The following is a 14,138-nucleotide window of genomic DNA, read 5'->3' as shown; positions in this document are numbered from 1 at the left end:
GCCCTCGGTTTTTGGGAACGAAATGGCTATCATCGACGCGGCGAACCGTTTGCAGAAGAACGATATAGCGATCGCTAAAAAGCTGTGAGAATCATTTCACCCATTTGCTCATCTTTAAATAAACGACGATTTCGCTTTCTCTTCAGCTTCGATCACCGCTTGCCAGGTGCGATTATAAACTCCCGGCGTGAAGGGAAAAGCCTGGTCTGAGGTGCGTCCAGTTAGTTGCGTCAAAAAGTCCCAAGTTGGATTGGCGACAAGATCCCATTCGTAGAGCGTGACTCCCATCTCTTGGGCGATTTGGTAACAGGCGGCAGTGTGACGATCGTAGGCTTCTGCAAACCGTTGGCGATCGAACGTTACGCCTCCATACAGCGCTTCTCGAATTTCGATTTCAAAGGGTGACAGCGTATCAGACGGTCGTGACTCAAACCAGGCTTGACAATCTTCTAGCCAGGGTTTTAGCGATCGTGTGGTGAGAATGTAAAGGCCATTTTTGGGCAACTTTTTTTGTCGAAACCAGAAGGCGACGGGCGCATCCGTGACCGCATGAAACTGCCAGAGAGACTCGTACGATCGGGGATAATGTTTCCACGAATAGCCCAACAGCGTCATGGCTTTGCCTGCGGTGCGGTTTCCAGTGGCGGCTAGCCCTACAAAGAAAAATCGCTGACGGTAAATCAGAGCCGTTGTCACAACGTAGCGAATCCTATGGAAGATCTGTTTAATTTGACGTTTTAGAGAGTCCATTGTTTTAGTAGATGCTGAAATTAATTTAGGGGTCAGTATAACTTTGCTTTCAGCCAAAATCTAATCATTAAAATATCTATTTAACTGCCTGTCTTTGCTTGTACAGTCTGAACGAATTGTTTGACAACGTTGGTATATTTTTCTGGCATATTATTGTCGTGTCCACCGTTTTGAATTAAGAGCAGTTGCTTGGATTTGGGAGCCGCCGCATAGAGCGCTTGACCCATCTCGACGGGGATTTGAATATCACTGGTGCCTTGAATAATCAGAACGGGCATCTGGACAGATTTCATCTTCTCAAGCGACTCAAAATGCTGCTGCATTAAAACGTCGATCGGCAACACCCAAAAAACGCCAAACCGCTTGCTCATATCCCTCATGCTAGTGAACGTACTTTGCACAATTAGAGCGGACGCTTCGGGATGTTTTGAGGCAAGGTCGATCGCGATCGCACCGCCGATCGAGTGTCCATAAATCACAATTTGTTTGGCTGAAATCTTCAGATCCTGAGTCAAATACTTCCAGGCAGCTTGTGCGTCTTCATACACTTGAGATTCTGTCGGAAAGTCTCCTTCACTTTGACCAAATCCTCGATAGTCTATCAACAAAATTGAGTAGCCCAACTTGTGAAACTGACGAGCCTGACTGACATTTGCGCCAATATTTACCGCATTGTGATGAAAGTAGAGCATGACGGGCGCATTCGTTTTCTCAGCAGGAATCCACCAGCCATGTAAGCGATCGACCTTCCCTGGTTTTGTCGTAATCAGTAGCCAAACATCTTGATAATTTAGCTTGTATAAATTAGGAGTATGGGGATAATCCCGTAAGGGAAAAAACATTAACCGCTGCTGTTGAAAGAATAGCAATGTGCAGAAAATAGAGTACCCGATCGCAAACCGTCTTGCTCGAATTAACCATTTTTTGGAACGTGAAATCGGCGGTTTTTTAGAGCGCGATTGTCCTTTTTTGAACACTAAATTTGTCCCAGTTTTGCGATTTTCTTGACCAACGATGTTAGCCTTCCCAGTATTAGGGAACTGAGATTGGAATCAGCGAATTTTCTGGAAAATATTGCCGATAGCGTCCGTTTTCAGACAGTACAACCACCATTTTTAACGGGTAATCAGGCTGCACCTGCAAATCTGCCCAGGGCACACTAATCTCCAAACATTTGTCTAAGCCGACCTGAGCGCGAGTCTTGCGAGAATACCACTTAAAATCGTCTCCCGCTTCCTGAAGCCGAACCGTCTGCGTCAACAAATTCACCCCCAAATGATGGTGAAACTGATACGTCAACGGCGCTTCGTCCGGCAACTCTGTGAGCGGAATCGGGCTATTTCGCATGGGACGGTCGGCATAATACCACAGCAAATTCAACTCAGGCGGACAGTCAATACCGGGTTGAACGCCCGATCGAAAGTCTAACCGCACATAGAAATTCAGGTGATCCAGCCCATACCAAAGGCGTTGAATCTCACTGCTCTGGTGCATTGTCCCTCGTGCGCCACCGACTTCGATTCGACCCGCTTTATCCCAATCCTGCTCGTCTCCCCGCCCATCAACAACGGGATGAATAAAGCCCTGTGGCGCATGGTCGCCCTGTTTCGCATGAACTTCGACCGCCCGCCGCACATTGTCAGGAATCGGCTCCCCTAACGCCTGATACAGCGCTGCCAAATGTTCTCGAAACAACTGGTCAAACATGGCATCTTGATTCGACGAGTGCCCTTCGCCAAACCACCAAAACCAATCAGACCCTTCTGCTGCATACAGCGCTTCCCAGGCTTCAGGGTTCGTTTCCTCGGTCGCTTCGGGATGGGTAGACAACACCTGCCGAGCCGTCGTCAGCAAATCCCAGGCGCGATTTTTTGCCGGATCGCCAATCCAAGTTGTAAAACTCCCATCCACCCAGGAACCACTGTGAAGCTGATTAGTCGGAATCGTTTCCGTCGCAGGATGCTGGTCTAAAAATTCCGAAACCGTCACCAGCTTGATCCCCGTGTGGCTGTTCAGCGTTTGGTAGAGGCTTTCCAAAAAGGGCTTGCCGTCCTGCGGATAATATTCCCAGCAGTTTTCACCATCCAAAGCGATCGTCACCAGCCAGGGTTTGTCCAGGTTGCCGCCGTTTCGCTGTCTGAGCGATCGAGAAATTGCCTCCAAATGTCCCACCAGATCGGCTGCGGCCCGTTTTGGCTCCATCGATCCGTAAGTGAACCCAATCAGATCCGACAAACGGTGATCCCGAAAGACGATCGACAAATCCCCAGCCGGAGTTTCCAGGCGATAGGGACGATACAGCATTTCGGGGTCATACACATTCCCCGTTTCATCGCGATTAAAAAAGTGCTTGAGCGACCAGCCCAACACCGCTTCATCCGAGCAGAGCCACTGAAAGCCCGACTTCGCCACATAAGGCAACATCGCAGGACTGACTGATTGCTCAGACGGCCACAGACCACGAGGCGATCGCCCAAACCGCTCTTCGTACATCTGCCACGCTTTCTGAAGGTGGCGCGTAATATCGTCTGCAAACTGAAATCGCTGCTCAGGCAAAGCCATCTGAGGAACAGCAACCCGACCCGCATTCGTATCCGCCAAGAGCGGCAAAATGGGGTGAGTATAAGGAGTCGTCGTCACCTCAAGCTGACCTGCATCCTGCATTTTGCGGTGTTGAGGAATGATCTGGCTAAGAATTTCGCGATGTTTGGCGATGATGAGCTGGCGATCGCTCAGACTAAATCCCTTTCCTTTCTCTAGCCAGCCTGCGATTAACGGATCATCCCAAAACAACGGATCAATCCACGCTAGGTTGTGCCACATCAGCAGGTCGCCAAAGTCTTCTAGCCCCCAGTGATTAACACACCATTCGCGTCCTTTATCCTGTCGCTGTCCATACAGTTCGGCATAGCGAGGATGAGGATCAACCAGCGTATGGTGATTGCCGTCAAAGAAATGCTCAACAATAAATTCTTTTTGCTCCTGGTCTAGCCGCTCTACCGGAGTCAGTGTCAGGGTCAGATAAGGGTCGATCGCCGTCCCCGCTACATAGTCTTCGATCTGAAGAATCAGCGAAGGCACCAAATTGACCGTCTGATGCAGGTTAGGATATCGCTCCAACAGCAGCACCAGATCTAAATAATCTTTTGTACCATGCAGGCGCACCCAGGGCAGACGATATTGCCCTTCAGATTGCGCGTCTGCACCTCCCCTGCTTTTGTACAACGGCTGGTGCTGGTGCCAGATAAACGCGACGTACAGAGGATGAGACATAAAGTTTTGAGGGGTGGAGTTTGAGTTTTGAGCCTGTCTGAGATGCAGGAGTGAGTGCTGTGTTCTTAAATTGATTCAAAACGCAGCACCCAAAACTCAACCTACTACATTACTTGCTCAACTTCTTCGATTTCGGGAATGAATTCGCGTAGACGGCGCTCGATCCCCATTTTTAGCGTCATCGCAGAACTGGGGCAAGATCCACAAGCGCCTTGTAGACGAAGCTTGACGATCGGCCCGTCTAACTCAACTAGCTCGACGTTTCCGCCGTCTGACATCAGATAAGGACGCAGTTCATCCAGGACAGTTTCAACGTTCTCAGGGGTTAGTGCCAATGCTTGAGACATAATTCACCTTTTTGGTTTCAGTCTTTTTTGGTTTCGGTCAATTGTCTTGATCCTAGCGCTATCTGAGAGGGGTTTTGCGATTCGGCTGTCTGGTTTCCTTCAATCCCCTCCCCAAGACTCTCTACACCAGCGCAGGTTGTAAAAGTTTGACATTTGAGAAAGCAAACTCACTGGTTGAGACCTTTCCGGCTTCCTCAGTGCGAATGATGCGCTGCGTCATCACGTAGTAGTCGCCCACTTTCTCGTAGGTGTCTTCAAAGTCGCTCTTGCCGCCCTTCGATTCGCCTGTTGCCGCGTCGGTATAGACCGAATCGTAGCGGTGAGACAGATAGCCTTCGCCCGTTTCGTGGCTGCTGTAAGTGTTGATTGTGACGACCACATCGCGAATGTGACGGTGAACCAGCGTAATTTCGTTGTTTTTGACTTTGTAGCGATCGCCCATCGATTTGCCTTCGACGAACACCTCAACGGCTCCCGGGTCATCTGAGTTACCCAGCGTGAAAACGTTCTTGCCGTGGGTGTCTTCAAACGCTCTGCGGACTCGATGAATTGCAGTTTCCCACACCTGCCCCTGAATGGCTTTTTTGGCTTCTTCATCTTCAACGTCGGTCACCTCAAAGGTGCAGTCCTGGTTGATGCGAATCTTGCCCGTGTATTGGCGATCGTCTAGCCGATAAGTCACATCTGCCGTGTAGCCAGGAAAGTTGCTGTCCCAGGTGTAGCGATTTTCGTAAGCCGATCGAAATAGCTCACGAGCTTCCATTGGTTTTGTCATGAAACGCTCCTTAATCTCTTTCTTTAGTCTAGTTGGTCTGGGCAGGCGTTAGAGAGCGGGATCACCGCTCATTTCTCATCAATTTTACCCGGCAATCATCACGGGTTCCTGGTAGAGCGGCACTGTAAACGTCACAGTAGATCCCAACCCCTCGCCCATACTGTAGAAGTTGACCACGCCGCCCATCGCTTCCACCAGCTTTTGAGAAATCGCCAGCCCCAATCCGGTGCCTCCATATTGACGAGTCAGCGACCCATCTACTTGACTAAACGACTGAAAAAGTTTGTCTTGCTTATCTAACGAGACTCCAATTCCGGTGTCCGCTACCCGCACCTTGACCACACCTGGAAGATCATGATTTTGAACGACGATGCGCTTTTTGATCACTTCAGCACTAATCGTCACGCCGCCTTCGTGAGTGAACTTGATGGCATTTCCCACCAGATTGAGCATGACTTGCAGCAAACGTTGATAGTTGCCAAACAGAATGATCTCATCGTGGGTCTGGGGCTTCTGAATCTCAAAGCTGAGGTTTTTTTGCTGAACCTGAGTTCGCGTAAAGTTCTCGACATCCGCCATCAACTCATCTAGTTTGACGGGGCTGAGATCGATCTGCATCTTGCCCGCTTCGATCTTGGCGATGTCTAGCACGTCGTTGATGATATTCAACAAATGCAGCGCCGATCGATACGCCTCTTCGATAAACTCTTTTTGCTCCTCCGGGTCTTCGGCCATCCCATCCAGGATTAGCTTCAAAAAACCGATCATCCCGTTTAGAGGGGTTCGCAATTCGTGAGACGTGTTTGCTAGAAATTCACTCTTGAGGCGAGAGGCTTCTTCGGCTTGTTCTCTGGCTTCCTCCAGTTCACGATGCTTTTGCATCATATTGCTGTTAACGCGCTGAAGCTCGGTGGCCAAGTCCTGACTTTCTGAGAACAGGGATGCATGAGCGATCGCCGTTCCCACTTGGTCTGCCAACTCGCGCATAAACTCAACTTCGGCTTGGCTCCAGACGCGCTGGCGATCGCACTGGTACAGCACAATCACCCCGTTTGGCTGCTCTTGATAGCAAGTTGCCACCATCAATCGGGTCAAAGGCTGCTCAGGATCATCAGACGGAACGCACACCACTGGCTCAAGTCCGGCAATCTGATGAGTCGTGGAACTGATCGGCTTCAAAGTCGCCAACGCTTCACACAAAACGGGATCGTCAGCCAGCACAATCTCCGCTCCCAAAAGAGACTGTTGAGAATCGTGACAATATTCTGCGACCACCTCAACTTTAGAACTGAGCGGCGCAAAGGGGCAGAGAATACAGCGACTCACGCCCAAAGCGCGCCCCAACCCATCGACGGTCTGTTGCCAAATGGTGCTGAGATCAAGGGTTCGGCGGATATTCCAGGCGATCTGAGTTAAAAGCTTTTGGTAGCGATCGCTGTAGAGCGCCAACCCGCCCGCCGCCCGCGATTCTTCTAACAAATCGTCTGCGCGCATGGGTGGCAATCGTTTGCCTGTGACCACAACCGTCGAAGCCAGTCCATCCGGCAGCATGATCGGACTCATCACCAACTCAAACAGCAACGTCTGTTCAGCACAGCGAAACAGCGCGCGAAACTTTTCGGGGGTTTGAGACGTAAGGACTCGCTTGATCCGTTGCAGGTAATGCGCGATCGCCACCGGATAAAAACACTCCCCTAACGCATTCCCAGATAGCTCTGGTTGCAGCCCATACGTCTCCGACTCCTGCCAATAAAACGACAAAAAATGCCCGGCCGCATCCTGTGTCATCACCAAATCAGCAGCAGTCTCAGAAGCAGCATTCCCTACAGGATTCACAATATGAGTCTGAAACGAGTCAGGAGGTAAGCTTGAAAATTTCACAACAAGAGACCATTTGACTTAGGACTGGAAGCGATCGATTAAAAAGGAAATCAACACCGGAGCAAGGAGTTTTGGTACCAATTTTTGACTGAGACTCAATCATCCTTGTGCGATCTCCGCATTCTAATCACGACCCTACACAGATGCAACCAGTATCGGTTTTTCTAGCGCTAAGCGAGAATCCAACCGCTCAAGCCAGTATTTTTCTAGCGTTAATCGTTCCACTCACCTCTAGGAGGCACCCTCGGATTGCGTTCCAATGGGCGCGAGGATTCGTCTTCACGGTACGTTTCGCTCCGTAACCATTGGCGAATGGCAACCTCGACCACTTTGCTAGGATCGTTGGTCAGATGCTTGATGCGCTCAAGCAATTCAGAATCGATGTGGATTGAGAGTTCCACCTTATCAATGTGCGGATGAGAATGAGTCACTGGATCAGTCATGGTGAATGCGGTTGAACGCCGACTTGTGTAGCCCAAACCTATGTGTTAGTTTAGCTGACGAATTGCCCTTCGGAAAATTCTGTAGCCGATTTCAGCTAAACGATGTATGTAAAGCGTACGTAAAGTGCGATGAAGGACGATCGCGCGGAGGTTGGTCAAATTAAGCGCCAGTTAAATTATGCTGGGCGATCGGCTGCCTGTTTTTCAAAAACTCCTTCTAGATAACACCTCATCATCAAGTGGGCTAGAAAGAATGCCCGACGTGCTCCGTTAAAAACCCTATAGAAACATAGAATCCAACTTCTCTTATCACCCTTCGTAAAGAGAATCCTGTACTAAGCTGAGAAAGCATTAAAATATTTTAAGTAATCGATGTACGCTTCCTTCTGTTGAGAAGACAGTCCTTGCTGCGCCCATTTTGCCCATCTAAGTGTCCATCTAAGTAAACTGTATGACTGACGTTCCCGTCACCCGTATTCGCAACTTTTCGATCATCGCTCACATCGATCACGGCAAATCCACGTTGGCAGACCGCCTCCTTCAAGAAACGGGCACGGTTAACTCGCGGGAAATGAAAGAACAGTTTCTCGACAACATGGATCTGGAGCGAGAACGCGGGATCACCATCAAGCTGCAAGCCGCCCGGATGAACTACACCGCCAAAGATGGGCAGCAGTATGTCTTAAATTTGATCGATACGCCAGGACACGTTGACTTTTCTTATGAAGTCTCGCGATCGCTGGCTGCCTGTGAAGGGGCGTTGCTCGTCGTTGATGCGTCTCAGGGCGTTGAAGCGCAAACATTGGCAAACGTCTACCTGGCTTTAGAAAATGATCTAGAAATTATTCCTGTTCTTAATAAAATCGATCTGCCGGGTGCAGAGCCTGAGCGCGTTCGAGGAGAAATTGAGGAAGTCGTTGGGTTGGATTGCAGTGGTGCGATTCTAGCCTCCGCAAAAGAAGGGATCGGCGTGCCTGAGATTTTGGAGTCGATCGTTCAACTCGTCCCGCCACCCAAAGATACCGTTGATCAACCGCTACGTGCCCTGATTTTTGACAGCTACTACGACCCCTATCGCGGTGTGATTGTCTACTTCCGAGTGATGGATGGTCGGGTCAAAAAGGGCGACAAAATTCGCTTGATGGCATCTGGAAAGGAATATGAGATTGACGAATTGGGCGTTTTGTCTCCGACTCAAGTTCAGGTCAGCGATCTACATGCCGGAGAAGTGGGCTACATTGCCGCTTCCATCCGAGGGGTCGAAGATGCCCGCGTCGGAGACACCATCACACTATGCAGCAAGCCTGCTTCTGAAGCGCTACCGGGCTATGTCGAAGCAAAACCAATGGTCTTTTGCGGCATGTTTCCCACGGATGCTGACCAATTCCCCGATCTGCGCGAAGCCCTCGAAAAGCTTAAACTCAACGATGCCGCTTTAAACTACGAGCCAGAAACCTCTAGCGCGATGGGCTTTGGCTTCCGGTGTGGCTTCCTAGGTCTGCTGCACATGGAAATCGTTCAGGAGCGACTGGAGCGAGAATATAACCTCGATCTGATTATTACAGCCCCTTCGGTTGTCTACAAAGTGACCACCCTTAAGGGAGAAACCGTCTTTATCGACAATCCCAGTAAGCTGCCCGACCCTCAGCATCGCGAGAAAATTGAGGAACCCTACGTTCAGGTAGACATGATTACGCCCGAAGCCTACGTTGGGATGCTAATGGAGCTATCTCAGACTCGGCGAGGGGTCTTCAAAGATATGAAGTATTTGACTCCAGGACGCACGACGCTGATTTACGAGTTGCCCCTGGCGGAAGTGGTGACAGATTTCTTTGATCAAATGAAATCTCGATCGCGCGGTTATGCCAGCATGGAATATCAACTGATCGGCTACCGCGAAAATGCGCTGGTGAAGCTAGACATCATGATTAACGGCGACCCGGTTGATCCGTTGGCGACGATCGTTCACCGCGACAAAGCCTACGGAGTGGGGCGTGCACTGACCGAAAAGCTCAAGGAATTGATTCCACGGCACCAGTTCAAGATCCCAATCCAGGCCGCGATCGGCAGCAAAGTGATTGCCAGCGAACATATTCCTGCCATTCGTAAAGACGTGTTGGCAAAGTGTTACGGCGGCGACATTTCACGAAAGAAAAAGCTGTTGCAAAAACAGGCAAAAGGTAAAAAACGCATGAAGGCGATCGGAACGGTCGATGTACCCCAAGAGGCCTTTATGGCGGTGCTGAAGCTAACGCAGGACTAGACGTTTGCAGCGCTACACGCGGAGGAGCAGGCAAGCCATTGTTTCAACTGCTCCAGTGAGTTTCTTTAGAAATAGCACCCTCTAAACAGATTTACCCTCCCCTTTAAGATTTAATGAAGCTGCCCCTCCAAAACATCGTTTCTGGGGGGGGTTTGCTAAGGTTCTATTGAAATTTGCAATAAAATTTTACCGAGGGCAACACACTTTGTCCGTAAGGTGCATTTCAGGACGTGGAGCTTGTCGTACCGAGTCCGAGTTCCGTGAGAACATTGTGGCTTCTGGGTACACTTTTGCCATGTCAAGAAACTAAACCCTATGGCACGGTTGGTTTCACCTTCTCTGTTTGCAACTCCCCTAGCCTATTTGATTGAACTTATGCGAATCCTTGTTACTGGTGGTGCTGGTTTTATTGGTTCTCACCTGATCGATCGCCTGATGACGCAAGGGCATGAAGTTGTCTGCTTGGATAACTTCTACACAGGACACAAACGAAACCTGCTCAACTGGCTTGATAGCCCCTACTTTGAGTTGATTCGTCACGACATTACAGAACCGATTCGGCTAGAAGTAGACCAGATCTATCACCTGGCTTGCCCCGCTTCCCCGATTCACTACCAATACAACCCTGTCAAAACCATCAAAACCAATGTGATGGGGACGATGAATATGCTGGGTCTAGCCAAGCGCGTCAAAGCTCGGTTTCTACTCGCCTCAACCTCAGAAGTGTACGGCGATCCTGAAGTGCATCCCCAGTCCGAAGAATATCGGGGCAGCGTCAATCCGATCGGCATTCGCAGTTGCTATGACGAAGGCAAACGAGTTGCTGAAACTCTGGCATTTGATTATCACCGCCAAAACGAAGTCGATATTCGCGTCGCTAGAATTTTTAACACCTACGGCCCACGCATGTTAGAAAACGACGGGCGTGTCGTCAGCAACTTTGTCGTGCAAGCCCTACGCAACAATCCCCTGACGGTCTATGGAGACGGTTCCCAGACGCGCAGTTTTTGCTATGTCTCTGACCTGGTAGAAGGGCTGATGCGGCTGATGAATGGTGACTTTATTGGGCCGGTGAATCTGGGGAATCCTGACGAATACACCATTTTAGAGCTTGCCCAAGCTGTCCAACAGATGGTCAACCCATCCGGCAACATCAAATTTGAACCCCTACCCCAGGATGATCCTCGTCGTCGCAAACCCGATATTACCCGCGCCAAGACGCACTTAAATTGGCAGCCGACGATCCCCCTGCAAGATGGACTCCAGCGGACAATCGCTGATTTTCGCGCTCGGATTGTTGCAGAAAGCATGGTCGAGCCAGAAACGATCGCGCTTCACTAAAATCCACGCTTTTCTCTCAGTCGCCCTTTTTAGCAACCAGGGAAATCTATTCACAACCTTGTAGTTAGTCTGACTGCTACGCTCACCCTTTCTTGAGGAGCTTCTATGCGTGTTTGTGTTATTGGTACGGGGTACGTTGGTTTAGTGACCGGGGCTTCGCTGGCTCATGTGGGTCATCATGTGATCTGTGTAGACAACAATGAAGCCAAAGTTCAGTTAATGAAATCTGGGCAATCTCCAATTTTTGAACCCGGACTCTCAGAAATTATGCAGTCTGCCCTTCAAAGCCAACGTCTGGAGTTTACAACCGACCTGGCAGCCGGGGTCGAACATGGACAGGTTCTCTTTATCGCCGTTGGCACCCCAGCACTGCCTACAGGTGAAAGTGATACCCGATATGTCGAAGCCGTTGCCCGCGGAATTGGCTCTCATCTCAACGGCGGCTATAAAGTCATTGTCAATAAGTCCACGGTGCCGATCGGTTCTGGTGACTGGGTGAGAATGCTCGTTTTGGATGGAGTTGCCGAGCGCAAAGGTCTCTCAGTAGAGCCTGTCTTAGCGGGAATAGGCAGCGAAGAACCCATGAAGGCCAGCGCTCTGACTGGCGATTATGATTTTGATGTCATCAGCAACCCTGAGTTTTTGCGAGAAGGCTCTGCTGTTTTCGACACCTTTAACCCCGATCGCATCGTTTTGGGTGGAAACAGCCCCCGTGCAACCGCCCTCATGCAAGAACTGTATGCCCCGATCGTGGATCGCCAGTTTGCCGCAGACAAGTCCCTGCCCCCGGTGCCTGTTGTCGTGACAGATTTAAGTTCGGCAGAAATGATCAAGTACGCTGCCAACGCCTTCTTGGCCACCAAGATCAGCTTTATCAACGAAGTGGCGAATATCTGCGATCGGGTCGGTGCAGATGTCACCCAAGTTGCCAAGGGCATTGGACTCGATTCGCGGATTGGCAGCAAATTTCTGCAAGCGGGACTCGGTTGGGGCGGCTCTTGTTTTCCTAAGGATGTCTCTGCGCTGATTCATACCGCCGATGACTATGGCTATGAGACTCAACTGCTCAAGGCTGCTGTCAGTGTCAACCAACGCCAAAAGCTGATTGTGGTTGAAAAGCTTCAGCAAGTGTTGAAAATTCTTAAGGGCAAAACAGTGGGACTGCTGGGTCTCACCTTTAAACCCGATACAGACGATCTGCGCGACGCTCCCGCTCTCAGTTTGATTGAAAACTTGACTCGGTTGGGTGCCAAGGTCAAAGCCTACGACCCGATTATTTCTCAAACGGGAATGCGTCATGGTCTCTCGGATGTGATTGTAGAAACCGATGCAGAACGTCTGGCTGATGGGTGCGATGCGCTAGTCTTGGTGACCGAGTGGCAGCAGTTTCTCAACCTCGAATACATCAAGATGTCGCAACTGATGCACACGCCAATTTTGATCGACGGTCGAAACTTCTTGAATCAAAGCGTTCTCGAAGAAGCTGGGTTCCGCTACGTTGGAATCGGACGCTAGACTCAAGATTACTTCTACTGAATTTCTACTGAAGAAGATGGGGACGGGTTGATCACTCGTCTCTATTTTTTTAACGTGAACTTGATGAGATTGTTCACTCCGCTTACAGACTTGAGTAGCCCCCTAGATCCCTACCAATCAGGGACTTTGAACTGGAATTCTTGTCTGAAAGTCCCGCAGACTTGGCAGCTTGGGGGGTAGAAGCGTTCAACACCAAAGCGAAAAACATTGTCGAACGGACGTTTTTCGACCTGAATTCGGGTTAACTAATGACGACCGCTGCGCTCGATCGTCGCCTTATCCAACGTTCGCAGCGCATTTTCCAGGTCGCTGGTCAGTTTTTTCGCACCTTGTTTGGGCGGTTGATCCGCATAATTGCTGACCTGGAGCGGCAGTCCAATCCGAATTTCTACGCTACACCTCCAGGGAACCAAGGGCTGACTGTAGCCAATATTGATGGGGACAATCTGAATCCCTAGGTCATCTTGACTAGCTTCTGCTTGTAGGGCGAGGCGAGCCAGTCCAGGTTTGAGCGGTCTACACTCCCGGAAAATATTGCCTTCAGGAAAAATCACGAGCACCTGTCCCTTCTTCAACAGTTCTACGCTGTGACGCAGGCTGGAGATAGCAGGATGTTTTGTATCAATCTCAAACCCACCCATTCGTCTGATAAACCAGCCTTGAATTCCTTTTACCTCGTCAGCGGACACCATAAACCGCAGTTCTCGCCCGGTGACATCTTGACCCGCGGCACAAGGCACCATAAAAGCATCCCAACGCGATCGATGAGTGGGAGCCAAAATTACAGGGCCAGTTTTAGGTAAATTCTCACGACCGATCACTTCAATGTATCGAAAGTAAAATGGCAACAGCGCATAACGCCCCAACGGATAAGCCACCAAAGCCAGCCACGGTGAGAAACGAGAACCCACAAAATTTGCCCTGTCGATCGTTTGAGAATAGAGAGCCTTGTTAGCAGTATCCTCGGTTTTGCCATCCGTGAGGCTGCGTTTAGGAAATTGGTTAATTGCACCTGAATTTGTCACAGGAGTAGCCTGCTGGTTTAAGTTTGGCTCTTCCGAACCCTCTCGGATTAAGCGGCGGGTAGAAAACCCCGGTGAAAGTAAAGAGCGAATCGACAGCATGGGCGCAATAAGAAACGGCTGAAGGCTTCAAATGGCGGGTAGGTAACCCTTTTTTACCCTAGTCGGTTCCGATCTCCTTGGGTTTACCAAAAGGACACTTCTAAGGCTGGCTCTGTAAATCCGCCAATAATTTTTGAGGAATCTGTCACAATCTATTGACAGAGGTGGGTCTACCAGCTAAATTAGATAAAGTGTGAACTGCGCCCCCATCGTCTAGAGGCCTAGGACACCTCCCTTTCACGGAGGCGACGGGGATTCGAATTCCCCTGGGGGTATGCGAATCCAAGTCGAAGTAGTGATTTCAGAGTGATTAATCTCACTTTGACTAACTCACTTGATTTGAGTCAAAACCAAATCAAGGCAATGATTCTGGAGTGACTAACCTCACCCTGGGTAATTTGATCG

Annotated in this window: 11 protein-coding genes and 1 tRNA gene; 4 read left to right on the top strand and 8 right to left on the bottom strand. The window is 49.9% G+C overall.

The genetic code is table 11. From position 1 onward, the window contains the following. Positions 1-114 precede the first annotated feature (114 nt). From ACJ2PR_RS19030 to ACJ2PR_RS19000, 7 genes are all read right to left on the bottom strand, one after another. Entirely contained in the window at positions 115-750 is a 636-nt protein-coding gene (locus tag ACJ2PR_RS19030; protein WP_446878136.1) for a hypothetical protein, read from the bottom strand. An 80-nt stretch (positions 751-830) separates the two neighbouring features. Continuing rightward, positions 831-1,592, bottom strand: a complete 762-nt coding sequence (locus tag ACJ2PR_RS19025; RefSeq protein ID WP_446878135.1) for an alpha/beta hydrolase — start codon at positions 1,590-1,592, stop codon at positions 831-833. Positions 1,593-1,782: 190 nt separating this feature from the next. Further along, positions 1,783-4,023: a glycoside hydrolase gene (locus ACJ2PR_RS19020; protein ID WP_446878134.1), complete on the bottom strand. Its 2,241-nt coding sequence runs from the start codon at positions 4,021-4,023 to the stop codon at positions 1,783-1,785. A gap of 104 nt (positions 4,024-4,127) precedes the next feature. Further along, complete coding sequence (locus ACJ2PR_RS19015; RefSeq protein ID WP_446861172.1) at positions 4,128-4,370, bottom strand: NifU family protein; 243 nt, start codon at positions 4,368-4,370, stop codon at positions 4,128-4,130. Between the two features lie 121 nt (positions 4,371-4,491). Next, positions 4,492-5,145: a DUF3386 domain-containing protein gene (locus ACJ2PR_RS19010; RefSeq protein ID WP_446878133.1), complete on the bottom strand. Its 654-nt coding sequence runs from the start codon at positions 5,143-5,145 to the stop codon at positions 4,492-4,494. A gap of 84 nt (positions 5,146-5,229) precedes the next feature. Further along, positions 5,230-7,026 (bottom strand): ATP-binding protein, encoded by a 1,797-nt coding sequence (locus ACJ2PR_RS19005; RefSeq protein ID WP_446861174.1) that lies wholly within the window; start codon positions 7,024-7,026, stop codon positions 5,230-5,232. A gap of 212 nt (positions 7,027-7,238) precedes the next feature. Further along, positions 7,239-7,469 (bottom strand): hypothetical protein, encoded by a 231-nt coding sequence (locus tag ACJ2PR_RS19000; protein ID WP_446878132.1) that lies wholly within the window; start codon positions 7,467-7,469, stop codon positions 7,239-7,241. Positions 7,470-7,920: 451 nt separating this feature from the next. Here ACJ2PR_RS19000 and lepA point away from each other — a divergent pair, with 451 nt between their 5' ends. The 3 genes from lepA to ACJ2PR_RS18985 all read left to right on the top strand — a co-directional run bounded on the left by lepA (position 7,921) and on the right by ACJ2PR_RS18985 (position 12,588). Beyond that, the gene (gene lepA, locus ACJ2PR_RS18995) at positions 7,921-9,732 is read left to right on the top strand and encodes a translation elongation factor 4 (RefSeq protein WP_446861176.1); all 1,812 of its coding nucleotides are present in this window, start codon (positions 7,921-7,923) and stop codon (positions 9,730-9,732) included. Between the two features lie 375 nt (positions 9,733-10,107). After that, positions 10,108-11,073 carry a UDP-glucuronic acid decarboxylase family protein gene (locus ACJ2PR_RS18990; RefSeq protein WP_446870642.1) on the top strand — a complete coding sequence of 322 codons (966 nt, stop codon included), beginning with the start codon at positions 10,108-10,110 and terminating at the stop codon, positions 11,071-11,073. A gap of 105 nt (positions 11,074-11,178) precedes the next feature. Continuing rightward, positions 11,179-12,588, top strand: a complete 1,410-nt coding sequence (locus ACJ2PR_RS18985; protein WP_446861178.1) for a UDP-glucose dehydrogenase family protein — start codon at positions 11,179-11,181, stop codon at positions 12,586-12,588. 266 nt (positions 12,589-12,854) lie between these two features. Here the strand turns inward: ACJ2PR_RS18985 and ACJ2PR_RS18980 are convergent, their stop codons facing one another. After that, positions 12,855-13,733: a lysophospholipid acyltransferase family protein gene (locus ACJ2PR_RS18980; protein ID WP_446870643.1), complete on the bottom strand. Its 879-nt coding sequence runs from the start codon at positions 13,731-13,733 to the stop codon at positions 12,855-12,857. Between the two features lie 202 nt (positions 13,734-13,935). On the opposite strand from ACJ2PR_RS18980, the gene ACJ2PR_RS18975 reads away from it, so the two are divergent. Continuing rightward, positions 13,936-14,008: transfer RNA gene (locus ACJ2PR_RS18975), tRNA-Glu, on the top strand. Positions 14,009-14,138: the final 130 nt, after the last annotated feature.

The organism is Phormidesmis sp. 146-33 (assembly GCF_052939515.1).
Note: the sequence above shows the minus strand (reverse complement) of the source record. Positions and strands in the feature narration are given on the sequence as shown.